A 24,978-nucleotide genomic window follows, 5' to 3' on the forward strand; every position below is an offset into this window, starting at 1 on the left:
GTAACTCCTCTCTAAATTTTTTATATCATATATAATTTAATCATTTGATAAACATTCTCAATTAAATTATACTCTAGTTTCTCCTAGTTAGGTTCTTTTTTAATTCTTCTTCTAAATTTCTGATTTCGGCTTGGGCTTTTTCTCGGTTTTTGGCACCTTCGATTTGGATATTTCTTACTTCTTCGATGGTTGAAATTAGGGCTTCGTTGGTGTGTTTGATTGTTTCTACGTCAACTATGCCACGTTCTGTTGCCCTTGCGGTTTCGATTGTGTTTTGCTTTAGGGTGTCGGCGTTTTTCTTTAGTAGGTCATTTGTGAGGTCGGTGACCATTTGTTGGGTCCTTATGGCTTGGTCGGTGTGGTGCATGCCGAGGGCTAGGACCATTTGGTTTTTCCAAAGTGGGATGGTTGTGACAATGGTTGTCTGGATTTTTTCTGCCATAATTGAGTTTGATGATTGGACCATCCTTATTTGTGGGGCCATCTGAATTGAGACCATCCTTGTTAGGTCTAAATCGTGGAGTTTTTTCTCAAAACGGTTGGCCTGGGCCTTTAGGTCGTTGACTTTTTGGGCATCGAGGGGAAGGTTTGATTCGGCTGCCGCCCTTTCTAGGGCTGGGAGGTCATTTTTGTACAAATCTTCAAGTTTCCTCTTGCCGGCCTCTATATACATGGAAATTTCCTTGTAATATTCCTCGTTTAAGTCGTACATCTGATCAAGCATGGAGATATCTTTCATGAGGGTTATTTGGTGATTTTCCAGAGCTCTTGAGACTTCGTTGATGTTTTTTTCGGTAGACTGGTATTTGACTTTGAGATTGTCAATTTTCCTGCCGGCCTTTTTGAAAAAGCCAAGTGGGCCCTTAGATTCTTCCTCATCGTCCATGGTTTTGATGTCCATGACTACTGTGTCAAGGAGTTTGCCGATTTCGCCTAGGTCCTTATCTTTTACGGCATCTAGGGTCTTCTCGGAGAAGGTTGAAATCTTCTTTTGGGCGCCCGAACCGTATTGAAGGATGATGTTGGTATTGTCTAGGTCGATTTTTTTGGAAAATTCGTCTATCATCTTTTCCTCAGCTTCAGTAAAGACAATTTTATTTTCGATTTTTTCTGGCTCTGTTTTTAGGATTTGGTCGAGTTTTTCGTCGTTTTCTTCTATTCCGTCTAGTTTTAATTCGATATCACTCATGGTCTTTAAAATCTCCTTCTACTAGTCCTTCTTGTTTTAAAACAAGCCTAATGGTGTCAATATCAGTCTTTATGTCCATGGCCCTGTCAGAGATAAGGTCAACTTTGATCTTGTCAAAGGCCTCGGTAATGGTTTTAATTGACCCATCTATTTCCATCATAGATTTTAATATTTTAGGATTATTTGAGTCTATTTGCTCAAATTCCGAGTAAGACTCAACGAGTTTGGCTGCGGTTGGCATGTAAAAATCGTTGAATTTATTAAGGGCGATGGCTTTTTCTGGGTATTTGTCCAAAATATTTAGGATGTCCCTGATATTTTCAAAAAGTGGGGCCAGGTCCGCCTTAAAGCTAGGTGAAGAAATTTTCCTAGCTATTTCTTCCATGTCCCTTAGGGTAGAACCACAATTTGATAGAATGTCGGAAGCATTTTGGGAATCGAAGTCATCCGATTGTGCAATTTGTTCTTTTTCGTAGGAAGGAATTTTCCCTAGATTTTCCTTATAGAGCTTGAATGTTGGAATGTCAAGGATGAAAATCGAGTCATTTTCAACAATTCTTGCCTGTTTGAAATAGTTTTGTTTCATAAAATATAGCAAGTCCTTGATGGTTTCTTCCTCAGTTTGGGAAACTGCGCTGGCCAAATCTCTAATTGAGATAATGGTTGAATTTCCAAGCTCACGTCTGTATCTAGAGTAGTTTATGGCGAGCCTTTTGTAGTGGCTTGATAGCTTCCACATAAGGACTGGCGCTGCTACAGCACCTCCTAGACATAGGAGGCCGATCATTTTTGCTCCAAGGCCCCAATTTTCAATTGTGTCCATTCCTATGGCAAAAAGGGTCATACCTACAAAGATTGCCCCGATTTTTAAGAGGCTTGACTTGGATTTTTCTTTAGGTTTTTGTTCACAAATATCAGGATTTTTTGCTGCTGGTAAATTCTTATTATATCCCTTGGAAAAGCTTGAAACAGCGTAATTTACAGAATTTTTTATTGTTTGTCCAATGGATTCAAAATCTATGTCATCAAAGTCAAAATTGATATTAAAGTTATCTTTTTGACTATACTTATCTTTTTTCTTCATTTTATCTCCTTACAAAAGGTGATTTTCCTCTTGCTGATATTATACTATAGGATAAATATTTTTAAAATTCTTAAGACAAAAATTAATTATCTTAAAATTTTGGTCAAAGATTCCTTATTTTAGGTCCTTAATTTCGTCAAAGAGGTCCTTATTCTTTTCAATATCAGACCTTGCCCCAAACACAACCAGGTTATCAAGGTCCATGGCCTTGTCAAAAGAATCGCTTAAAGCCTTGATATCATCAAGACTTGCGGCCTTGATTTCAGCTAGGATGTCGTCTTCTTTTTTTGAAGAAGGAATCCTAAAGTAGGCGTAGTCGGCATCGCCCATTTGTTTTGGATTTCTAGGCCTTAAAATGGTACCCATAGAGGAAATTTTTTGGTTTTCAAAATCCCTATCGGTCATTTCAAGGTCTTTGGCTATTTGACCAATCTTGTTGAAAGAGTCAATAGTTGAAGAAATATTTGGGTCCCTGTAGGAATAGGTCGCAAGAAGCATGGACCTTGAAACAAACATGCCTGCACCGTAGGCACCGCCCTGGGCCCTGATTAGGGAGTAGAGGTATGGGTTTGACATGATTGATCCTGCAAGAAGGAATTTGCCGTCATAGCCACCTTCAAAATCATAGAAATTAGCTGATTTTGCGACGTAGTTGACATTTGCGTCGGTTGCTATAGCTTCTTTTTTGGCCCTAGCTTCAAATTCGATTTCGACATCTGCTTCTCTCCTGCCAAGGTCTGCAAAAGCCTCATTTATTCCGCCTTTCATAAGGTCATAGCCGTCTTTTTCGCTTGTAATATTTATAGAAAGGTCTTTTGTAAATATCCTCTTATAAACATTTTCCAGCCTCTCTTGAAGTTTGCCAAAGTCATTTTCTGCTAAAGCTATGTTTTCCTTGATAAAGTCGTAATAGGCGATTCCTGTCAAGTTTTCCTGGAGGTAGGCGTGCTTATCGATGTGGGCGTTGGCCCTGTTTATGGCTATCATATGGCCAATGTCGTACATTTTTGACTCAAAAACAGCCTTTCTAATCCTCAAAAGTTCAAGAATCCTAGCCTGGTTTGCAAAAAGGGAATTTTTTGTGAAATCTTTTACGATGTCAGCGGCTTGTTTTGTGTAGGTAGGCAGGGTCTTGAAAGAAACCTTGAAGGTCCTGTCAATCTCTTCTGCACCTTTTTTGAAATTCATGATTGAGAAATTCAAAGACCCAAGTTTTTGCCAAATGAGGTCGTCGATTTCTGTATATTTCATAGTTTTGGTGTCAATTGATCCTAAAAGTTCGCCTATGATTTGGGCATATTTGAAGTCCTCAAGATTTAGGTGGTTTAGGTTAAAATACATATCTGTGTAGATTAATCCAGCTGTGGAAAGGTCGTTATAGACATATTCAAAAGTATCGGTTTCAACCTCTCTTGGGACCTCTCTAGTTTTTGTAGGTACGTCTTTTATGTCGAGTTTTGGAATGGTCGCCTTTTCTTCCTCTGTATCCTCGCGGTCCTGGTAGGTCTTGAGCTTTTCCAAATCTTCCTTAATTTCGCTAAGCTTTTCTGGAGTCATTTCTTCATTGACCTTATCTAGGTAAGCCTTGAAATCTTCATCTTGATTTTTGTTATAATCGACCGAAGGCCTTGCAATATGAATGAGCTTAGTAGGATTATCTAGGTAAAATTCCTTGATAAAGTCCTCGTAATAAGTTGTGTCGATTAGAGCCTTAAGTTCTTTTAAATAGTCAACCAGCCTAAAGACTTCGAAAGGATCGGCGTCAAAGGACATGGATAGGTAGTAATTTAGGCCGGAATTTACAGAATTTAGGTTTTCCCTTTGGCCAAAGTCAAAGAGGGAAAAGGCTGATTTGAGGGCTTCCTTGTTAATTCCCTGGCTAGCTCTTTTTAGTCCACTTTCAATTATTTCCACAAAGTCATTGACCTTGGCAGCATCAGTTTTTTGGGCTTGGATAATAAGGGCTGACCTGTTGCCATAAGCGTTTCTTGCGTAAAAATATTCTGGAGATAAGATTTCTTGAATCTCATTCCTAATCTTTGATGAATCCATATTGAAAAGGGCATTTACAAGAATGGCCGCAGTTAGAGTTTCCTTGACATCAAGGGCAGAGTGGGTCAACATGGCGTAGGTCAAATAATCTTGGCCAGGCTTTTCCTCACTTGCTGGATAGGTGGACTCTATTGGTTGTTCATAGAAATTTTCCTTAACTTCTATGGCAAGGTCCATGGATTTAGCCTCATATTTTGATAAATATTCCTCGTCAAGCCTTGTCAAATATGGATCTATGTCATCTATATTGCCATAAAAATAAATATAGGCGTTTGATGGGTGGTAGTGGTCAGCGTAGAATTTTTGGAATTCTTCAAAGGTCAAATCCTTGATAAAACGAGGATCACCGCCAGATTCGTACTGGTAAGGGGAATTTTTGTAGAGATAGGAATTTATATCATTATCTATGATAGATTCTGGATCTGATAGGGCACCTTTCATCTCGTTATAAACCACGCCTGAAACCCCAACAACTTGGTCGCCTTCGATGTCGTAATGCCAACCTTCTTGGTCTAAGATTTGCTTTTTATTAATAACAAGGGGCGCAAAAACTGCGTCAGTATAGACGTCAACTAGGTTTCTAAAATCCTTGTCATTTTCACTTGAAACAGGAAAAACTGTCTTGTCTGGATAGGTCATGGCATTCAAAAAAGTTTGCAAAGATGAAGAATCCATGGCCATGAAAGGGTCCTTGGTCGGATATTTTTTTGAACCATTAAGGACAGAATGCTCCATAATGTGGGCCATGCCCTTAGAATTTGTTGGTGGGGTTTTAAAACCAATGGCAAAGGTCTTGTTGGTGTCATCTTTTTTGGCAAAAACGACCTTGGCGCCGGTCTTTATATGCTTATAATGGAAAGCCTCAATGCCTATAGCAGGGAAATTTTCACTTTTAATTAATTCGTAATTTTTGTTCATAAATCATCCTTTACTAATATTGTTCTCATTAGGACTATACCATTCTTGGAGTTACTTAAAATAATATTTGACAAAGATAAAAACTGAAGTAAGATTACATTAGAAATATGAATTAGTTTCGAACGAAAGAAAATATGAAAAACTAAAATAGAAAGGGAAAAATATGACTCAGTCAACATACGGAAGTAATTATTTTGGAGCTTTAACTCCAAGGATGCAAGAATTAAGGGATGAGCTTTTAGACAAGACCCCAGAAATTTGTGTAGAAAGAGCGAAAATTGTAACAAAATCTTATAAGGAAAACCAAAACAAACCTCTTCACATCAAAAGAGCCTTGATGCTTAAGGATATTTTAGAAAATATGTCAATCTATATCGAAGATTGCGGCTTAATTGCAGGTAACCAAGCTTCTTCAAATAGGGCTGCGCCAATTTTTCCAGAATATGCAATGGGATGGGTAATTGACGAGCTAGACGACCTTGAAAAACGTGACGGAGACGTCTTTACAATTACCGAAGAAAATAAGGAAAAATTAAGGGCCATATATCCTTATTGGGAAAATAACACCATTTACGATAAGGGTAAGCCATATATGCCTGACCAGGCACAAAAATATGCGGACCTTGGCATAATTTCATTTTTAGGAAAGGTAACCAGTGGTGACGGCCATTTTGCGGCTGACTACACCAACATGTTAAAAGTTGGCCTAAAGGACTATAAGAAAAGGGCAGAGGAAAAATTAAGAAATCTTGACCTTTCAGATTATAAAAACATCAAAAAAACCTACTTCTACAAGGCTTGTATCATAGTAATTGACGCAGTTAGGGACTTTGCCCTCAGGTATGCAGTCCTTGCGGAAGAAAAGGCAAGAGAAACTACAGATGCCAAAAGAAAAGAAGAACTACTTGAAATTGGCCAGATGTTAAGAAGGGTTCCTTTTGAACCAGCTAAGACCTTCAAAGAAGCAGTTCAAGCCATTTGGTTAGGTCACCTTATCTTACAAATCGAATCCAATGGTCACTCAGTTTCTTATGGTAGAGTTGACCAATACCTTGATCCTTTCCTAAGGCAAGATTTAGCTTGCGGTAGGATTACAGAGGATCAGGCGAGCGAAGTCCTAGTCAATCTTTGGTTAAAAACCTATACTATAAATAAGGTAAGACCTTGGGGCCATACAGTGTTTTCTGCAGGAAGCCCACTTTACCAAAACGTGACCATAGGCGGTCAAACTAAGGATAAAAAAGATGCCACAAATAAGACATCTTGGCTAATCCTTAAGACAATCGCCCAATGCCATCTCCCACAACCTAACCTCACAGTTAGATACCACAAAAATCTACCAGACGACTTCATGAAGGAATGTTTAGAAGTAATCAGATGTGGTTTTGGTATGCCAGCCTTTAACTCAGATGAGGTAATCATCCCATCTTTTATAGAAAAGGGTGTAAAAGAAGAAGACGCCTACAACTATTGTGCGGTAGGTTGTGTAGAAACAGCTGTTCCAGGCAAGTGGGGCTATAGATGTACCGGTATGAGCTTCTTAAACTTTACCAAGGGAATCCTAATAGCCATGAACGGCGGCAAGGACCCAGCTACAGGTACTTTATTAATAGAAAATGTCAAAGAATTTAAAGATTTGGATAATTTTGAAGACTTTATGGAATCTTGGGATAAGACCATTAGGGAAATGGCTAGGCAAACAGTAGTAGTAGACTCAGTTTGCGATACAATCCAAGAAGAAAACACAGCCGACATCTTGGCAAGCGTATTAACAGACGATTGTATAGAAAGAGGACTCACCATGAAGGAAGGTGGAGCAGTTTATGACTTTATCTCAGGTCTTCAGGTAGGAATTGCAAATACAGCCGACTCACTAGCAGCCATCAAGAAAACCGTTTTTGAAGATAAGACAGTAGGCAAGGAAGAACTCTGGGATGCCCTAATGGATAATTTTGAAAGTCCAAGAGGCAAGGAAATCAGAGAGCTTTTAATAGCCTCTCCAAAATATGGCAATGACGATGATTACGTTGATATGCTAGGAACAAGGGCCTACAATTCCTATATTGATGAGATTAAAAAGGCTAAAAATACAAGATACGGCAGGGGACCAATCGGTGGTTGCTACTATGCTGGCACCTCTTCAATTTCAGCCAACGTCCCACAAGGTGCAGGCACACTCGCCACACCAGACGGTAGAAAAAAGGGCGAAGCCCTAGCAGAAGGATGTTCACCAAGCCATGGATCAGACTTAAATGGCCCAACAGCAGTATTAAAATCAGTAGCCAAACTCCCAACCAGGGATATCACAGGTGGAGTTTTATTAAACCAAAAAGTAACTCCAACCATGATAGATAAGCCAGGCAACAAGGATAAACTAATAAGCCTAACTAGAGCCTTCTTCGACGGTCTTGAAGGCTACCACATCCAATATAACGTAGTAGACAGGGCAACACTAATAGACGCTCAAATCCACCCAGAAAAACACAAAAATCTAATTGTAAGGGTAGCAGGATATTCAGCCTTCTTCAACGTCTTATCAAAAGATACCCAGGATGATATAATAGCAAGGACTGAACAAAGTCTTTAAAGATAAGTAAAGTCATACTAAGAAAATCCGACCTAGGACTTGGCAAAAGTTTTATAAGCAAAGAGCCTAGGTGAAATTAAGCTGAAATTTAATAAAAAAAGAATACAATAAAGATAAAGAAACTTATTTACAAATGATAACTCATAACGGATGAGGGAGAGAGAAAAAATTATGAAACTACTAATCGACTACGCAGACCTAGATTCTATCAAGGAATTGATAGCCTTATTCCCAATTGACGGGGTTACAACAAACCCTACTATCCTCGCTAAGGCAGGGGAAAATCCTAAAGATAGACTTGTTAAAATTAGAGAATTAATCGGCCCAGATATGGACCTACATTGCCAAGTTGTGGCATCAAAAAAAGAAGAAATGGTGGACCAAGCAAGAAAACTTGTAGCCTTACTTGGGGAAAATACCTATATAAAAGTTCCATCTTCTGGAGAAGGCTTCAAGGCCATGGAGGAACTCACCAAGGAAGGGATAAAGATAACAGCCACAGGCATCTACACCCCTCTCCAAGCCTTCTTAGCCGCCAAGGCAGGAGCTAAATACCTAGCTCCTTATGTAAATAGGATTGATAACCTAGGCTATGACGGCCTTGGTGTGACAAGAAAGATTCAAAACATCCTAGAAGCTAACGATTTTGACGCACAAATCCTAGCCGCATCCTTTAAAAATTCTAACCAGGTCCTTGACCTTGTGGAAAGAGGAGTAGGTGCCCTAACTTTAGGCCCAGATGTCTTTAAGGGTCTGGTAAATGACAAAAACGTTGATTTTGCAATCAAAACCTTCGAAGAAGACTTTGAAAGTATTTTAGAAGAAGGCCAAACCTTCTCAGATATACTATAAAGAAAAAAATCGTCCAAATTGGGCGATTTTTTTATGATAAGATTAGTTTGATGCCAGAATTCTTCAAGCGGTCCTTAGTTTTTTTCTTGATATTTTTATCAGTTACAACCTTATTAACGGCAACTCCGAGACCTAGGTTGCCCTCCAATTCAAACTTATGGCTTTCTGTAAGGACGACAACTTGTTTGGCCCTTGAAGCCATATGTCTAACAGCCTCACCCCTGAAAGGATCCTTATTTGAAAAACCCCATTCGCAGGAATAACCATCTGCACCTATAAAAAGCTTATCAACCTTGTAATGTTTAACCGACTCAGCAAGGACAGGTCCCACCAAAACCTGGCTTTTAGTTTGGTAGATACCACCCAGGACAATAATTTGAGCCCCAGTTTCACTTATATAATCAGCAATGAATACAGAATTTGTTATTATAGTAATATTTTTCTTAGTCTCAGCGAGTTTTTTTGCGAAAATCGCACAACAAGACCCAGACTCAATCATAACCGTTTCGTTATCTGCCACAAGCTCACAAGCCTTGTCAGCTATTTGGGTCTTCTCCATAAAGTGAAAAGATAATTTTCTAGAAATTGAATCGTCATCAGCCAACTCTGCATAATTGTGGGTCCTAACTATAAGGCCAGCCTCATCAAGCTCAGTCAAATCCTTCCTTATAGTAACTGCAGACACCTCAAAGATGTCAGAAAGGTCGTTTACAGAAACTTTTTTTCTTTTATTAATTTCTTCGACAAGCTTAGCCTGCCTTTGACTTTTATTCATACATTCTCCTTATTAATTTAAAGATTAAGTTTATATCTTATATACTATTTTACCTACTATTAATATTATAGTATTTTTTTCAAAACTTTACACAAATTTACAAAGATAAGAAAAAAACAACCGAACAAAATAAAAAAACTTTCGTTTAAAATTGAAACTAGTTTCGAATAGAGTATAGTGATAAAGAGTCAAGCTAGAAAACTATAATTTCCGGAAATGTTTTACTTAATGATTCTAAAACTATAGGGTATTAAAACTAATTATAATGATTAAAGTTAGTTTATTTTTCTAACTACAATCTGATTGTTTTTTTATATCGTATCTAATAATATTGGTCTTTATAAATTATATTTACCCATTTTTTAATAATAATCATAATTTTAAGGCCTGGTACTTATTTGTCTTTTGAGAACGATTTCTTAGATGACAGCTCTTAGAATTATATAATTAACAGGTGCTTTTTAACGAAAGCCATGACATATAAATATTTTGATTATTTAATTTTAAGAGATTTTTTTTATGTAAATTTTGAAAATTATATCAATTGAAAAGGAGGAAGAATGATAGGAATTATTTTAGCTAGTCATGGTGACTTTGCTAAAGGTATAAAAGAATCATCTGAGATGATTTTTGGCAGTCAAGAGAATTTAGAGACTGTAATGTTAAAACCTTCCATGGGGCCAGAAGAATATAGGAATAATCTAAAAAAGGCCATGGATAAGGTCGGAAGTGGTGATATTTTATTTTTGGCAGACCTCTGGGGAGGAACACCTTTTAACCAATGCATGACCCTCTATGAGGAAGATAAGGATAGGATAGCTGTGGTTGCAGGTGTGAATTTACCTATGCTTATCCAAGCCCTATCTGAGAGGATGACATCAGAATCCGCCCACGACCTTGCCAAGATAATAATTGATACTGCTAGGGAAGGAGCTAAGGGTGTTCCTGAATTTGTGAATCCACCAGATAAGGCCACCTTGCTTAAGGAACTTGAGGAAAATACTATCGGTTGCCAAATACCAACAGGTACTGTTTTGGGAGATGGCAGGATAGATATTGTTTTGGCTAGGGTTGATACAAGATTGCTTCATGGGCAAGTTGCTACAAATTGGACTAAGTTTGTAAATCCAGACAGAATTATAGTTGTTTGTGATAAGGTTTGCAAGGATGAATTAAGAAGCAGAATGATTAAGGAAGCTGCACCTCCAGGGGTCAAGGCCCATGTCATACCTCTCAAGAAAATGATTCAGGTTCAGGATGATCCAAGATTTGGTTCAACTAAGGCTCTATTGTTGTTTGAAGAGCCTCAATCTGTTTTGAAGTTTATGGAATTAGGTGGCAGGCTAGATAAGGTTAACCTTGGTTCTATGGCTCATTCTAAGGGTAAGGTTGTTGCAACAAATGCCATAGCCCTTGACAAGGATGATGTAGAAACACTTGAAAAGATTAAGGATATGGGTGTTGAATTTGATATTAGAAAAGTTCCAGCTGACAGTCCTGAATCTTTTGATAGAATGATTGAAAAAGCTAAAAGAGAATTGAAAATTTCTTAGGAGTAAAATATGAGTATTATTAATATTGTATTAATCGCCGTTGTGGCATTTTTAGCGGGTTGTGGCGGTATAGTTGACGAGTTTCAATTTCACCAACCCTTGGTAGCATGTACCCTCATTGGTATTTTCACAGGTCATGCAAAAGAGGGAATAATTCTTGGTGGTTCTTTACAGCTGATAGCTCTTGGTTGGGCTAATATTGGTGCTGCAGTGGCGCCTGATGCTGGTCTTGCCTCAGTTGCATCATCTATCATTATGGTCTTGGCACTAAAAGGTGGCAGTGCCGATGCAGAAACAGCAATAAACACAGCCATAACATTGGCTATTCCACTTTCCATTGCAGGTTTGTTCTTGTCTATGATAGTTAGGACCTTGTCTATAATTATCATCCACGGCATGGATGCGGCTGCAGAAGTTGCAGATTTTAGAAAGATAGACAGGCTTACCTACACTGCTTTATTCTTGCAAGGTATCAGGATTATGATTCCTGCCATTATCCTTTGCTTTATTCCAGCTAAGGTAGTTACAGATGCTCTTAACGCTATGCCTGACTGGTTAACAGGAGGTATGGCTGTTGGTGGTGGTATGGTTGCTTCTGTTGGTTATGCCATGGTTATAAATATAATGAGCAGTAAGGAAACATGGCCTTTCTTCGTTATTGGTTTTGTATTAGCGGCTTTGCCACAACTAACTTTGATTGGTTTGGGAGCCTTAGGTTCAATGCTTGCTGTTATTTATATGACATTAAAACAGCTTGCTACAAGCAATAAGGCTGCTGTTTCAGGTTCGGGTGATGCATTAGGTGATATTTTAGATGATTTCGAGGGGTTAATATGACAGAAAATATAAATAACAATGAAAACAAGGTAGTTATTAGTAAGGAAGTAAGGAAAAAAGTTTGGTGGCGTCACCAATTTTTGCAAGGGGTTATGAACTATGAGAGAATGCAAAATGGTGGCTGGGCCTATTCGATTTCTCCTGCCCTAGAAGAAATTTATACTGAAAAAGAAGATCAGAGTCAAGCCCTTAAAAGACACTTAGAGTTTTACAATACCCACCCTTATGTTTCAAATTCTGTAATGGGAGTTACCCTCGCCATGGAAGAGGAAAGGGCAAACGGAGCGGATATTGATGATGGGGCAATAAATGGTGTTAAAATCGGTCTTATGGGACCACTTGCAGGTGTAGGTGACCCAGTATTCTGGTTTACAATAAGACCTATACTTGGAGCTCTTGGAGCTTCCTTAGCTCTAACAGGTAATATCGTAGGTCCATTAATATTTTTCCTAATCTGGAATGCTATGAGATTGATATTTGAATGGAAGAGCCAAGAATTTGGTTATAGGACAGGAAATGAAATAATAAAAGACTTATCTGGTGGACTTTTAGGTAGGGTAACTCTTATGGCATCCATCCTTGGTATGTTCATAATCGGAGCCCTAGTTCAAAGATGGGTATCAATTAACTTTACAATAAATGTATCATCAGTTACACAACAACCAGGAACCTATATAGATTGGGCAGCCCTACCAGCAGGAGCTGAAGGAATTAAAATGGCAATATCCAAAGCTTTAGAGATTGGACCAACAGCCTTAGACTCTGTTAAGGTGACAACCCTTCAACAAAACCTAGATTCCTTAATTCCAGGTCTATCTGCCTTGCTATTAACTTTAGGTATATGCAAACTTTTAAAGAAGAATATATCTCCTATAGTAATTATATTATCCCTATTTGTTGTAGGAATACTAGCAAGAGTTTTCCATATAATGTAGATGATATCAAGTAAAAATAACAAGGTGGATTTGAATGCAAAGGGAAATTATCTAAAAAATTTCACTAGCCGAGGGGATATTTACATTGGGGATAAGGCATTTGAATATTATAATGAGAAAAATCCAAGAGATTATATACAAATACCATATTCAGAAATTTCCCTAGTTGGGGTAAGGCTCTTGTTTGGCAAAAAGATTTTAAGATTTAAAATTTGCACTAGAAGCAATGGAGATTTTGAATTTAATAGTTCAAACAATAAAAAAATCCTACTCCTCTTACAGACCTACCTAGGCAAAGAAAAAATAAGAAAAATACCTAGTATCCTTGATAAGCTTAAGGATAAAAATAAGAAATAAAAAAACCACCCACTTCAAGTAATAAAATGAAGTGGGTGGTTTTTATTGTCCACTTAATTGAGCGAAACAAAAAACCACCTCCTATGCAGGTGAAGGAATTTAGCTTTAGCTTCAAGCACTAAGAAAACCTCCTTAAAGTATAATTGTGATAATCACATGCACAATTAAACAAGGAGGTTAAAACTTGGACAAGAATAGTTTATCACATACCAAGTGAAGATGAAAATACCACATAGTTTTTGCACCAAAATATAGAAGACAAGTAATATACAGGCAATTGAGAAAAGACATAGGCAGTATACTTCGCGAATTATGTTCAATAAAAGGAATAAAAATAATAGAAGCAGAACTATGTCCAGATCATATCCACATGCTTGTAGAAATCCCACCAAAATATTCAATATCACAAATAATGGGATATTTAAAAGGAAAAAGTTCATTAATAATATTTGATAGACATGCCAACCTAAAATATAAATACGGAAACAGAAATTTTTGGTGTAGAGGATACTATGTAGATACAGTAGGCAGAAATGAAAAGAAAATAAAAGAATATATACAAAATCAATTAAAAGAAGATTATTACGCTGACCAAATAAGTATAAAGGAATACTATGACCCGTTACGAGAGAGGAAGTCAAATAAGAACAAATAAAAAAACTGCTTCAGCAGTAGTTGGGAAAGTGGTGCATGTGATGGAATACTCGACAGCCCCAATAGGGGCCTGCCGGTATTCGCGCCTTATAGGCGCTGTGCAAACTACCAGCTAATCTGGTAGTTTTGATTAGTTTATACCCAAGCCTTGATGCCAGATCCTTCAAGGATTTTCACCATATCGGTAAGGTCGTCATCAACTAAGGCTTTTTTATCGCTGTAATCGTATTTTATCCCGTAATTTTCATACTTGCCCTTGCCAAATTGGTGGAAGGGAAGGAGTTGGACCTTTTCTATCCCCAAATCATTAAAGAGTTTGGCAAATTCATAGGCATCTTCTTTTGAATAATTAAAATCAGGTATTACTGGTATCCTTATTAGGTAGTCTTTTGCGTTTTTGACCACATCCCTTAGGTTGTCTAGGATAATCCTATTTAGGACTCCAGTTTTTATTTGGTGGACTTCTTCATTCCAATTTTTACAATCGGCTATGAAAAGGTCGAGATAAGGGTAAAGTTTGGAGACATTTTCTGGATTTGTAAAAAGAGTGGTTTCAATGGCTGTATGAAGCCCCTGGGCCTTAAGCTTTTTTACTAATTCTACAAGTAAAGTAGCCTGCATAAAGGGCTCGCCACCGGAAATGGTCACGCCACCTTTCGAAGAATCATAAAAGACCTTATCTTCCATGGCGATTTCTACCAATCTATCAAGGTCCATAGGGCGACCGACCTGATCGTATTTCACACTATTTTCCTCAATGCCATTGACCTTTAAGAGGTCAAAAAATAAATCATCCTCTATTATGTAGCCGTCTTGGTCAAAATTTAGCTCATTTTTTTTTACATCAATTTTTGTTTTGTTTTCGTCTTTTAAGAATATATTCACATAGGGATTTTGGCTTTCTGGATTAGAACACCACTTACACCTTAAGGGACAACCCTTAAGAAAGATTGAAGTTCTAATGCCTGGCCCATCGTGAAGGGAAAATTTTTGTATATTAAAAATCAGAATTTTTTCGTTTTGCATTTACTTTCTCCTATATTTTCCAATATACTACTTTTATACAAAATTACAATGAATTTCATACGAAAGATTTAGAAAGGGAAAAATTGGGTAAGAATATTATAAATATAAGAAAGGAAGTTTTATGAAATTAGGAATTATAGGGGCGGGGATGATCGCCCAGGAAGTATTGACTTTCATAAACCAAATAGAAGGCATTGACCCAGTTGCCATTGCCGCCACTCCTAGGAGTGAGGATAAGCTAAAAAACTTGTCGGAGAAGTATGGGATAGGTGAGTATTACATAGATTATGAAAAACTTTTGGTAAATCCAGATGTGGAAGTGGTTTATGTGGCACTGCCAAATAATCTCCACTACGAGGTTATGGACAAGGCCCTAGATGCAGGTAAAGACATCATCTGCGAAAAGCCTTTTGCTGACAATGTCAACCAGGCCCTTAGGATTTTCAAAAAGGCGGAAAGCAAGGGAAGGATAGTCCTTGAAGCCATGTCAAACCGCTTTATTCCAAATGCTTTGAGGGTCAAAGAAGAAATTTCAAAGCTTGGGAAAATTAAAATCGTATCCTTTAACTATTCCAAATATTCATCCAGGTACGGCCGTTTCAAAGCTGGTGATATAGCCCCAGCTTTTTCACTGGGAAATGCAGGTGGCGCCTTGATGGACTTAAATGTTTACAATATAGACTACGTAGTAAACCTTTTTGGGAGGCCAAAAGATGTGAGATATTTCCCTAATATAGAGAGGTCAATAGATACATCTGGGATTTGCCTTTTAGACTACGAGGACTTCAAGGTTGTTTGTATCGGGGCCAAGGATAGCTCAGCAAGCCTAGTAAACTCAATCCAAGGTGAAGACGGGACTATAGAAATCCCAGACTCTCTAGGTTCCTTTGGATCCTATAAGATTAAAAAAACAGGTGGGGATTATGAAAGCCACAACGAAAATGAGGACAAATCAAGACTCTACTACGAATTTGTAGAATTTGAAAAAATCATAAGGACAAGGGATATGGACAGGGTAGAAAAACTAAAAGAAATAACCTTAATCACAGCCGAAACCCTAAATCAAGCCAGAATAGAAGCAGGAATCTTCTTCCCAGCCGACAGCGAAAATTAAGAAAAAAAGGCAAAAACAAGAAAAACCACACAAAATTTTCTGTTTTTTGTGCTAATGTGATATAATGAAAGTGCTGATTTGTTGGAAAAGCAAGATGAAATTGAATAAAAAATCCAAGATAAAGCTCCTTTGAACTTCAAAAACAGCTTCAAAGAAAAATTTATTGTAATTATTAAATAAATAAAGAAGCGGAAAGAAGTTCAAAGCGAATTTGCGAAGCAAAGAGCAAGAAAACACCTAGCGACTTTGCAAAGCAAAGAGCGAAAAACCGAGTTTTTTTCTAATGGTATAGGCTTTATAAATTATTATCGCTTAGGTAATACAGGGTAAATATTATTTACGAGAAAAGATTTCTAATCCAGAAGTCCGTAAAAAATCGCATGTTTGAGGCGAAGCCGAGTTTGCGATTTTTAGGACTTTGCAGATTAGAAATCTCTTAGAAGAATAGTTAACTCATACGAGGTTAATATCTCTATCAATAGTTTGCCGAAGGCAAACACATTGTTCCCCGAGAGGGGCCGGCCGGAGGGGGTAGCCGAGAAGGGTTTGGGGGACATAAACGCCCCTTGATTTGGGGCGTTTATGCCGGAAACGCAGTGCGGGAGCACGGAGGAGTTTGCGAAGCAAACGGGTTTCCGGACGATGAGGGACCCTACAGAAGGTCCCTTGGGGCTCCCCTTTAAACGAAGCTATTCAGAATAGAAGAATCATTATCTAAAATACAAAGTTTCGAAGAGAAATAGTAAATAAAATAAATCTATTAAAAATACGGGTATTTCAAATAATAAAAAAAGATAATATTCTATTTTAGAATAAAAAATGCAAAATCTTGGATTTTAAAAAGATAATTTTATATTGTATAAAAACAAATCAAACTAGCATGGAATGCAAAAAATAAATCGTAGGCATTCCGGGAATGCAAAAAAAACAAAATAACTGGAGTTTTTCCAGGAAAAAAAGAAAGGAGAGATGTTATGGTAGGAATCATCCTTGCAAGCCACGGGGCTTTTGCAGAGGGGATCAAGGAGTCTGCTCAAATGATTTTTGGAGCTCAAGATAAGTTTGAAGCAGTTGTTCTCAAGCCTTCCATGGGTCCAGATGAATTTAGGGCAAATCTAGAGGCGGCTATTAAAAAAGTCGATTCAGAACAAATCCTATTTTTATGCGACCTTTGGGGCGGCACACCTTTTAACCAATCTTCAGCTGTTTTTGACGGCCATGAAGAAAATTGGGCTATTGTCGCAGGTCTAAACCTTCCTATGGTAATCGAGGCTCTATCTGAAAGATTCACAGTTGAATCTTCTCATGAGATTGCCAAGGTTATTATAAATAGTGCCAAGGACGGCATTAAGGGAAAACCTGATGAAATTAACCCAGCAGAGAAAAAGGCAGCAGCAAACGAGGCGGCAGATAGTGAAGTCGAGAAAAAAGTTGTTGGAGGAACTATTCCAGAAGGCACAGTTCTTGGCGATGGCAAGATTAAAATCGGCCTTGCTAGGATCGACACAAGACTTCTTCACGGCCAAGTTGCAACTACTTGGACAAAGACAGTTGGTCCTGACAGGATTATCGTCGTTTCAGACAAGGTAGCCCACGATGAGCTTAGAAAATCAATGATTATGGAGGCTGCTCCTCCAGGAGTTAAGGTTCACGTTATTCCAATTAAGAAGATGAACGAAATTGACAAGGACCCACGTTTTGGTCTAACCAAGGCTTTGCTTCTATTTGAAACCCCACAAGACGTTCTAGAATACGTTGAAGGTGGCGGAGAACTTTCTGAAGTCAACCTCGGTTCTATGGCCCACTCTAAGGGCAAGGTTGTTGTGACAAACGCCCTTGCTATGGGCCCTGAAGATGTGGAAACCCTTGAGAAATTAAAGGCTAAGGGCATCAAATTTGATGTTAGAAAGGTGCCAGCTGACAGGGCTGAAAACCTAGATAGCCTTCTTCAAAAAGCGAAATCTGAATTAAATATATAGGAGAGATTAATGAATTTTATTAATATAATTTTAATCGGCCTAGTAGCTTTCCTTGCAGGTTGTGAAGGTATTTTGGACCAATTCCAATTCCACCAACCAGTTGTTGCTTGTACCCTAATCGGTCTTGTAACAGGCCATCTTAAGGAAGGTATCATACTTGGCGGTTCACTTCAAATGATTGCCCTCGGTTGGGCAAACGTAGGTGCGGCAGTTGCCCCAGATGCGGCTTTGGCTTCAGTAGCTTCAGCTATTATCATGGTTCTTGCCCTAGAAGGTGGTAGTGCTAATGCGACAGATGCTATAAACACATCTATCACCCTTGCTATCCCACTATCAGTAGCAGGACTTTTCCTAACCATGCTTGCTAGAACTTTGGCTATTCCATTAGTTCACGGTATGGATGCAGCGGCAGAAAATGCTAACTTTGGCAAGATTGAAACCCTATCATGGCTAGCAGTTGCCATGCAAGGTGTCCGTATCCTAGTTCCAGCCCTTGCCCTTTGTTTCATCCCACCAGCTGTTGTCACAGAACAACTTAACAGGATGCCAGAATGGCTAACAGGCGGTATGGCAGTAGGCGGTGGCATGGTAGCAGCAGTAGGTTATGCGATGGTAATCAACATGATGAGTACAAAAGAAACCTGGCCATTCTTTGCCCTTGGTTTTGTAATTGCAGCCATTCAAAAACTAACCCTAATCGCTCTAGGTGTTATAGGCGTTGTTCTTGCAATAATTTATATGACCCTAAAGAGCCTTGCTACATCTAACCCAGGCGGAAATGCCGGTTCTGGTGACCCACTTGGCGATATAATCAATGATTATTAAGGAGTGACTATGACAGATACAGTAAATAACAAAAAAATTCTTCTTTCAGATGCTACTCGTAAAAAAGTGTGGTGGCGTCACCAATTCCTCCAAGGTTCTTGGAACTACGAAAGAATGCAAAACGGTGGTTGGGCATTTTCTATGATCCCAGCTATCAAAGAATTATATCCAAAAAAAGAAGACCAAGTAGAAGCTCTTAAAAGACACTTAGAGTTCTACAATACCCACCCTTACGTTTCAAGCCCTGTTATGGGTGTAACCCTCGCTATGGAAGAGGAAAGAGCCAACGGCACACCAATCGACGATGCAGCTATCCAAGGTGTGAAGGTTGGTATGATGGGACCTCTAGCAGGTGTAGGGGATCCAGTATTCTGGTTTACCCTTCGTCCAATCCTAGGTGCCCTTGGTGCATCTATGGCTCTTACAGGTTCAATCATTGGTCCACTTATTTTCTTCATAGCCTGGAATGCAATCAGGATGATCTTTGAGTGGAAGACCCAAGAAATGGGCTACAAGGCAGGAAACCAAATCACCAAAGACCTTTCAGGCGGACTTTTAGGTAGGATTACCCTCATGGCATCCATCCTTGGTATGTTCATAATAGGTGCCCTAGTACAAAGATGGGTATCAGTAAACTTTGCAGTTGACGTTGCAAAAGTAACCCAACAACCAGGTTCTTACATTGATTGGGCAGCACTTCCAGCAGGTGCAGAAGGCATCCAAGCGGCTCTAAAACAATATGCAGCCATAGGATCTACAGCCCTTGACCCAGTTAAGGTGACAACCCTACAACAAAACTTAGACTCACTAATACCAGGCCTTGTACCATTACTACTAACCCTTGGTATTTGTAAGCTATTAAAGAAAAACGTATCACCAATCACAATTATCCTTGCTCTTTTTGCTATAGGTATAGTTGCGAAATATTTCCACATTATGTAATATGGTAGAAAGTCAAAACACCAAGATCGACTACCAAACTAAGGCAAATTACCTGGGAGGGTTCACCAGCCATGGTGACCTCCTAGTAGGTAATAGGGCCCTAGAATATTACAACGAAAGAAATGTCAGAGATTTTATTCAAATTCCATACACAGAAATTAAAATGGTGACAGCATCGGTATTTTTTAAGAAAAAGATTACCCGCTTTGCTATCCACACCAAAAAAAACGGGGATTTTATCTTTAATAGCCCTGACAACAAGGCTATCCTAAGAGCCCTTAACAAATATCTTCCAGATGACAAATTAAGGAGGTCTTTGACTGTGTGGGACTATTTGAAAAGGAAGTTTAAAAAATAAACTCCCGGTAGGGGAGTTTTATTTTCCCGACAAGTGAAAACATTTTCTTGTAGGGGTAGAAATTTTATGCGAAATATTATATAATATTATTATATAGTATTCGTGCCTGAAAGTGGGTAAAATGGGGGTTGGGGAATTGGACGTCACAAAACCGTCACATTTATAAACTTTGTATAGCTTGTTTAGATAATTCTTTTGTCTTTTTATTGACGTGAGCGTAATTTTTAATTATTGTATTTAAATCATCTCCTGCTAGATAGGCAACAGTTATTAGGTCTACGTTATTTTGGATTAGTTTTGTTATAAAAGTGTGCCTAAAATCATGACAAGTCAATCCTTCGAGATAAGTGTTTTTCAATATCTTTCTTAATTGCTTATTGACCTTTTGTTCTAATGCTTTTAAGGTGAATAATCTGTTGTCAATGTTGGTAATTTTTTGAAATCTCCTCCACCATTGTAAGTGTTTTATTAATTTATTATTAATCGGAACAACTCTGTCCGAATTAATTGACTTTGTATCAGAAAAAGTTTGATTTGCGGTATAAAGTTGCTTGTTTATAGTTATAGAGTCTTTACTTATGTTATCCCAGGTGAGTCCGTTTAGTTCTGATATTCTAACACCTGTGTAATAGAGGATAATGATGGATATATAAACAACCTCATCTCTAGTTCTATTTAAAATAAATTCTAAATCTTCATCTGCTACTATAAAAGTTTTACTTTCTTTTTTAGGCTGCTTTTTATAAAAAGGATTGTCGACTTTTATATTCAACTCTTCAATAAGAAAGTTATAAAACATTCTCATATATTTAACGTGTGAATAACTAGCATCCCTACAAATATTTTTAATATCGTGAGCGGTCACCTGATAGACCATCTTATCATCAAACCAATTAGCATTTCTGATATTAGAAGAAACAGTCAAATACGTACTATGTTTAACTTCTTTTTTCTTTGTTTCAAGGTAGATTTCTTTTAGTTGTCCGATTGTCATTTTGTCATAATCTGTTTCTATCTTTTTTTGCCATTCTGCTTTTTTAATTGTGGCCCATTGTTTGGCTTCTGTACTACCTGTAAATGTTTTTGATTCTACTTGTTTCCAAGTGCCGTTTTGTTTTTGTCTAATTATTACTTGCAATTTACCGCTGTCTTTACGTTTTCTGATTGTAGATGATGTTAGAAACATTACTTTCTCCTTTCTGTAAAATGTGTTATAATGAAAATAGCATATTAAGGTATGCAAAAAGAGACTCTTGCTTTTGTCGTGATTAGCGTGGGTCTTTTTTATTATTTAATTTTTAACTGTATAGGTTAGTTGCCTATAAAATGTTTGTTCTCCGTTTATTTCTTGGATTACCTCTACTATATGTTTCCCTTTACTTAACAAATCTTTTTCTAAAGTGAGCATGTTTTGTGAATAAACATCTTTAGACAATTGTAAGGTGGTGTTTTCTTTACCGTCTATATAAACACGTGTTGGTTCGTTTCCATTAATGTCTACATTTTTCGCATCCAAGTCTATGGAAGTCATACTTGTATTCTTATTGACAATTAATATAACGTCTTTACCTTCTCCACCTGGTGTTCTTAAAATAATATCACCCTCACCTTTTTCTTCACCACCTATAATCTTTGTTTCATTTTGGGTTATATCTGTTGACACTGTTTCTAAATTTTCAGATGAGTTCGAATTGTCTTCATTTGATGATTCAAGTTGTGATTTTAATTTCTTATTTTCTTCTTCAAGTTCACCTATTCTTTTCAATAATTCTTCGTTTGTAGAATTATTATTGTTTGTTTTATGATTACAAGAGATTAAAGCAATAGTAATTAATCCCGTTATTAATAAATGTTTTACTTTCATTATCTGCTCCCCAATGTGTACATACCTATCATTTCACCTAAGATACGAACATTTAGACCATCTTCTTCGTTTATGATAATAGGTGTGTAGGCCTTGTTTTCTGGTTGTAGGATTATTTGATTGTCGTGTTTATAAAACCTTTTTAGGGTAGTTTCATTGTCTATGATGACTGCCGCTATCTTTCCATTTTCTACCTCGGGTGTTTCTTTGAAGAATACTAGGTCACCATCATTTATACCTGCATCTATCATTGAATCACCTCTTGCTTTTAACATAAAGTTTGGTCTACCCAATTCAGCATCCCATTGAAAGAGGTTGTCATAGTTTTCTTGACAAAGTATAGGTTCACCACAGGCTATTTCCCCTAACAAAGGAACTGTGATTATTTCTTTTATAACCTTAACGCCTGGGATTTCAGAAAGATTTCTTTTGTCTTCTGTTAGGTCTGATTTATATATGCCAAAGAAGTCTGCCATTTGTTGTATTCTATCTATACGAGGATAAGTTTGGCAATGCAACCAATTAAATACAGTTGTATCATTAAATCCTATCTTTCTTGAAAATTCTGTAGGGGTTAAATTGTGTTTATCTAACTGTCGTTTTAGATTCATAGAAAATACTTTTTTATTATTCATTTCTAGCTCCTTTCTACAGTTTTATTATATCACACACCATTTAAAAAGTAAAATATTTCTTATCAAATTTAAAAAAATACATTTAAACGCTTGACACCCCATTTAAAAGGTGGTAGACTATAGTTGTGAGTATGAAAAAAGGAGGTAAAAATATTGGAAGTTTTTAGAATTAGTTTAAAAGCCGCTAGAGTAAATGCCAACATGACAGCAAAACAAGTCAGTGAAGATTTACACAAAACTGAAAAAACAATACTTAGTTGGGAAAATGGTATTACACCAATACCAGTCGACCAATTTTATAAGTTGTGTGGATTATATGAAATCAAACCTGACTATGTTCAAGTGCCTGTAGTTGATGATGGTATTGACAATGATTTTGTTTGCCAATAAACCCCATTTTAAATGGATTAAGGAGGTAATGCTTATAAGTAATGCTGGCTAATAAATTAAAACAATTTAGAAAACAAGAAGATAGGAATCAAGAAAACTTTGCTCATATTATGGGTGTTCACGTCAATACTTATAGACGATTTGAAAATAATGAAACTGAACTACCTGTGACTTGTGCGAAGAAACTTGGTGATTATTTTGAAATTAATTGGTGGGAACTTTATGAAATAGAAGTTGCCAATAGGAGGACAAGGGGACTTAAAATGACGGTAAAAGATTTAATTTATAAATTAATGCTTAGTCACCCTGATGCGGTAGTTAAGATTGTAGAAAGCCCAGAAGAAAACCCTGGAGATGATATTGTTGATGTCATTGACGCAAGAAATGAAGTCTTATTAGAATATGGAAAAGACGAGGTGTGAATGATACATGGAAAAGACTGTGATACCTATCAAAGAACTTGCTCAAAGATGGTCTTGTACAGAGTCTTATATTTATAAACTTGAAGGACAGGGAGTATTAACTCGCACAAAACTTTCTAAAGTTTGTTATCCGATAGGACAGGTGAGGAAACTCGAACTATCCGAGGAAGAAGCACCGACTTTAAACAAGGTGAGGGAACTAACAGAAGAAAACAAGAAACTTATGAAAGAAAATGAGTTTTTGAGAAAGTCTGTGGCTAACCTTAGCAAGGTGGTTTATGGAGAATAGGAGGATGAGAAAAATTAAGATACCTAAAAGAAGTGAAAGAATAAGGCTCATTAAAAAGGGTGCTAAGAATTTAGATGAATGGTTGTTACTTGCTGAACTTGAAAAAATGGTTAAGGATAGGTTGACAGAAAAACTTTTAATTACGGCTGTGGCATTAATGTGGTTGTTTGTTGGTGTGTATGGTCAAACTATTTATTGCACCCTGTGGGGAATACCTTTAACAATTATAACGCTTTTGGTAGGAGTGTGGATTTTGTGAATGAAGAAGAATATGCAATAAGGGAATTGTTCAGGACAGCGTGGTTAGAAGAGCTTTATAAAATGAGAGAAATTTTATTACACAAGAAGGCCACACCTGATAATATTAGAAAACTTAAACAGATAGATGAATTAATAGAGGAAAAAAATAAAAGAACTGAATATTTGAAGAAAAGTATTGTTTAGGAGGATTAGATGGATAAGTACGATATGAGAACTTATATTGAAAAGAATTTTGACAGAATTATAGAAGACCATTTTAAGGAGTTAAAACGAGAATTTATCTACTTTAATGGAAAATTTGGTGTGATTATAGACAATATCGATACTTTAAATTTTTATAAAGCATGGAAAGAGTCACCAAATTTCAAGGCAACGGTCTTCTTAGAAGAAATAGAAGGAGATGGTGAAGATAGTAAAGACAAAAAAGGAACTGAATTATGAAATTATAGGTAGTGGGTCTAGTGGAAATTGTGTAATCATTGAAGATATGATGTTTGATTGTGGTGTGCCTTATAAGGAAATAGGAGATAAGCTCTATGATATTAAATATCTTTTTATAACCCATAGACACTCTGACCATATTAAAACAAACACTATGAACGCAATTATAAAGAATTTCCCAAGACTTAAAATAATAGCAAATTATGATGTGGCAAGAATTGTGCCAACTTATGACATTGTTGGAGATGTGACTGAACTTGATTTAGGTGATAGAACTGTACAAGCTTTTAAGTGTTATCACGACGTACCCACAACAGGTTTTGTAGTGAGTATGGATGACACTAACCTTATATATGCAACTGATACAGCAAGCCTTAAAGACGCACCTGATATAAAATACGACTATATGTTTATAGAAAGCAACCACGATGAAAAAAAGGTTGATGCAATAAGAAACAAATCTTTAAAGCTTTATGGTTATGATGCTTGGAAAGGGGCAATGAGGCATTTATCCACACAAAAGTCAAGAGAATTTTATTATTTACACAGGAGGGATAAAGACAGTAAGTGGATTGAACTACACAAGAGTAAGAGATTCTACTGAAAGTAGATGGAAAAGTAAGAGATTCTATTAGAAAT

Annotated in this window: 27 protein-coding genes; 19 read left to right on the forward strand and 8 right to left on the reverse strand. The window is 37.2% G+C overall.

Translation table 11 applies throughout. The features are described 5' to 3' along the window. Positions 1–73: 73 nt before the first annotated feature. From K8P03_RS04855 to K8P03_RS04865, 3 genes are all read right to left on the reverse strand, one after another. Positions 74–1,189 (reverse strand): toxic anion resistance protein, encoded by a 1,116-nt coding sequence (locus tag K8P03_RS04855; RefSeq protein WP_223418864.1) that lies wholly within the window; start codon positions 1,187–1,189, stop codon positions 74–76. Continuing rightward, positions 1,182–2,273 carry a 5-bromo-4-chloroindolyl phosphate hydrolysis family protein gene (locus tag K8P03_RS04860; protein ID WP_223418866.1) on the reverse strand — a complete coding sequence of 364 codons (1,092 nt, stop codon included), beginning with the start codon at positions 2,271–2,273 and terminating at the stop codon, positions 1,182–1,184. Before K8P03_RS04860 ends, K8P03_RS04855 begins: the two co-directional genes overlap by 8 nt. Positions 2,274–2,387: 114 nt before the next feature. Continuing rightward, positions 2,388–5,243 (reverse strand): insulinase family protein, encoded by a 2,856-nt coding sequence (locus K8P03_RS04865; protein ID WP_223418868.1) that lies wholly within the window; start codon positions 5,241–5,243, stop codon positions 2,388–2,390. Positions 5,244–5,406: 163 nt separating this feature from the next. On the opposite strand from K8P03_RS04865, the gene K8P03_RS04870 reads away from it, so the two are divergent. Together K8P03_RS04870 and K8P03_RS04875 are read left to right on the forward strand one after the other, a co-directional pair. Next, positions 5,407–7,830, forward strand: a complete 2,424-nt coding sequence (locus tag K8P03_RS04870) for a glycyl radical protein (RefSeq protein ID WP_223418871.1) — start codon at positions 5,407–5,409, stop codon at positions 7,828–7,830. Positions 7,831–8,001: 171 nt separating this feature from the next. Continuing rightward, positions 8,002–8,682 carry a transaldolase family protein gene (locus K8P03_RS04875; RefSeq protein ID WP_223418873.1) on the forward strand — a complete coding sequence of 227 codons (681 nt, stop codon included), beginning with the start codon at positions 8,002–8,004 and terminating at the stop codon, positions 8,680–8,682. Between the two features lie 31 nt (positions 8,683–8,713). On the opposite strand, the gene K8P03_RS04880 is transcribed toward K8P03_RS04875, so the two are convergent. Further along, a complete protein-coding gene (locus K8P03_RS04880; RefSeq protein ID WP_223418876.1) occupies positions 8,714–9,457 on the reverse strand; it encodes a DeoR/GlpR family DNA-binding transcription regulator in 744 nt (247 codons plus the stop codon). 560 nt (positions 9,458–10,017) lie between these two features. Between K8P03_RS04880 and K8P03_RS04885 the strand changes: the two genes are divergently transcribed. From K8P03_RS04885 to tnpA, 5 genes are all read left to right on the forward strand, one after another. Further along, complete coding sequence (locus K8P03_RS04885; protein ID WP_223418878.1) at positions 10,018–11,010, forward strand: PTS sugar transporter subunit IIB; 993 nt, start codon at positions 10,018–10,020, stop codon at positions 11,008–11,010. A gap of 9 nt (positions 11,011–11,019) precedes the next feature. Next, a complete protein-coding gene (locus K8P03_RS04890) occupies positions 11,020–11,847 on the forward strand; it encodes a PTS mannose/fructose/sorbose transporter subunit IIC (protein ID WP_223418880.1) in 828 nt (275 codons plus the stop codon). Continuing rightward, positions 11,844–12,782, forward strand: coding sequence for a PTS system mannose/fructose/sorbose family transporter subunit IID (locus K8P03_RS04895; protein ID WP_223418882.1), 939 nt, complete (start codon positions 11,844–11,846; stop codon positions 12,780–12,782). The genes K8P03_RS04890 and K8P03_RS04895 overlap by 4 nt, the downstream gene beginning before the upstream one ends. Next, positions 12,783–13,139, forward strand: a complete 357-nt coding sequence (locus K8P03_RS04900) for a DUF956 family protein (protein WP_223418884.1) — start codon at positions 12,783–12,785, stop codon at positions 13,137–13,139. Between the two features lie 232 nt (positions 13,140–13,371). Further along, positions 13,372–13,794, forward strand: coding sequence for an IS200/IS605 family transposase (gene tnpA, locus K8P03_RS04905; protein ID WP_223420688.1), 423 nt, complete (start codon positions 13,372–13,374; stop codon positions 13,792–13,794). Between the two features lie 134 nt (positions 13,795–13,928). Here the strand turns inward: tnpA and K8P03_RS04910 are convergent, their stop codons facing one another. Next, entirely contained in the window at positions 13,929–14,819 is an 891-nt protein-coding gene (locus K8P03_RS04910) for a glycyl-radical enzyme activating protein (protein WP_223418887.1), read from the reverse strand. A 121-nt stretch (positions 14,820–14,940) separates the two neighbouring features. Between K8P03_RS04910 and K8P03_RS04915 the strand changes: the two genes are divergently transcribed. From K8P03_RS04915 to K8P03_RS04935, 5 genes are all read left to right on the forward strand, one after another. Continuing rightward, entirely contained in the window at positions 14,941–15,933 is a 993-nt protein-coding gene (locus K8P03_RS04915) for a Gfo/Idh/MocA family protein (RefSeq protein WP_223418889.1), read from the forward strand. A gap of 974 nt (positions 15,934–16,907) precedes the next feature. Further along, complete coding sequence (locus K8P03_RS04920; protein WP_223418891.1) at positions 16,908–17,912, forward strand: PTS sugar transporter subunit IIB; 1,005 nt, start codon at positions 16,908–16,910, stop codon at positions 17,910–17,912. A gap of 9 nt (positions 17,913–17,921) precedes the next feature. After that, the gene (locus K8P03_RS04925) at positions 17,922–18,737 is read left to right on the forward strand and encodes a PTS mannose/fructose/sorbose transporter subunit IIC (protein ID WP_223418893.1); all 816 of its coding nucleotides are present in this window, start codon (positions 17,922–17,924) and stop codon (positions 18,735–18,737) included. A 9-nt stretch (positions 18,738–18,746) separates the two neighbouring features. Then, complete coding sequence (locus tag K8P03_RS04930) at positions 18,747–19,679, forward strand: PTS system mannose/fructose/sorbose family transporter subunit IID (protein WP_223418895.1); 933 nt, start codon at positions 18,747–18,749, stop codon at positions 19,677–19,679. A gap of 1 nt (position 19,680) precedes the next feature. Further along, positions 19,681–20,037, forward strand: a complete 357-nt coding sequence (locus tag K8P03_RS04935) for a DUF956 family protein (RefSeq protein WP_223418898.1) — start codon at positions 19,681–19,683, stop codon at positions 20,035–20,037. A 160-nt stretch (positions 20,038–20,197) separates the two neighbouring features. Here K8P03_RS04935 and K8P03_RS04940 read toward each other — a convergent pair whose 3' ends face one another. The 3 genes from K8P03_RS04940 to lexA form a co-directional block, all read right to left on the reverse strand. Continuing rightward, positions 20,198–21,223 carry a tyrosine-type recombinase/integrase gene (locus tag K8P03_RS04940; RefSeq protein WP_223418900.1) on the reverse strand — a complete coding sequence of 342 codons (1,026 nt, stop codon included), beginning with the start codon at positions 21,221–21,223 and terminating at the stop codon, positions 20,198–20,200. A gap of 105 nt (positions 21,224–21,328) precedes the next feature. Then, positions 21,329–21,901, reverse strand: coding sequence for a hypothetical protein (locus K8P03_RS04945; RefSeq protein WP_223418903.1), 573 nt, complete (start codon positions 21,899–21,901; stop codon positions 21,329–21,331). Next, on the reverse strand, positions 21,901–22,536 hold the full coding sequence (gene lexA, locus K8P03_RS04950; RefSeq protein ID WP_223418905.1) for a transcriptional repressor LexA: 636 nt from the start codon (positions 22,534–22,536) through the stop codon (positions 21,901–21,903). The genes K8P03_RS04945 and lexA overlap by 1 nt, the downstream gene beginning before the upstream one ends. Positions 22,537–22,689: 153 nt before the next feature. Here lexA and K8P03_RS04955 point away from each other — a divergent pair, with 153 nt between their 5' ends. The 7 genes from K8P03_RS04955 to K8P03_RS04985 are packed head-to-tail and all read left to right on the forward strand — an operon-like array spanning position 22,690 to position 24,943. Continuing rightward, entirely contained in the window at positions 22,690–22,926 is a 237-nt protein-coding gene (locus tag K8P03_RS04955; RefSeq protein ID WP_223418907.1) for a helix-turn-helix domain-containing protein, read from the forward strand. A gap of 41 nt (positions 22,927–22,967) precedes the next feature. Beyond that, entirely contained in the window at positions 22,968–23,348 is a 381-nt protein-coding gene (locus tag K8P03_RS04960) for a helix-turn-helix transcriptional regulator (protein WP_223418909.1), read from the forward strand. Positions 23,349–23,355: 7 nt separating this feature from the next. Continuing rightward, positions 23,356–23,637 carry a hypothetical protein gene (locus K8P03_RS04965; protein WP_223418911.1) on the forward strand — a complete coding sequence of 94 codons (282 nt, stop codon included), beginning with the start codon at positions 23,356–23,358 and terminating at the stop codon, positions 23,635–23,637. A gap of 4 nt (positions 23,638–23,641) precedes the next feature. Further along, positions 23,642–23,896 (forward strand): hypothetical protein, encoded by a 255-nt coding sequence (locus K8P03_RS04970; RefSeq protein WP_223418913.1) that lies wholly within the window; start codon positions 23,642–23,644, stop codon positions 23,894–23,896. Beyond that, entirely contained in the window at positions 23,893–24,081 is a 189-nt protein-coding gene (locus tag K8P03_RS04975; protein WP_223418916.1) for a hypothetical protein, read from the forward strand. Before K8P03_RS04970 ends, K8P03_RS04975 begins: the two co-directional genes overlap by 4 nt. A 9-nt stretch (positions 24,082–24,090) precedes the next feature. Beyond that, complete coding sequence (locus K8P03_RS04980; RefSeq protein ID WP_223418918.1) at positions 24,091–24,339, forward strand: hypothetical protein; 249 nt, start codon at positions 24,091–24,093, stop codon at positions 24,337–24,339. Continuing rightward, on the forward strand, positions 24,302–24,943 hold the full coding sequence (locus tag K8P03_RS04985; RefSeq protein ID WP_223418920.1) for an MBL fold metallo-hydrolase: 642 nt from the start codon (positions 24,302–24,304) through the stop codon (positions 24,941–24,943). The genes K8P03_RS04980 and K8P03_RS04985 overlap by 38 nt, the downstream gene beginning before the upstream one ends. Positions 24,944–24,978 lie beyond the last annotated feature (35 nt).

The sequence above is a fragment of the Anaerococcus murdochii genome, assembly GCF_019957155.1.
GTDB classification, from domain to species: Bacteria; Bacillota; Clostridia; order Tissierellales; family Peptoniphilaceae; genus Anaerococcus; species Anaerococcus murdochii.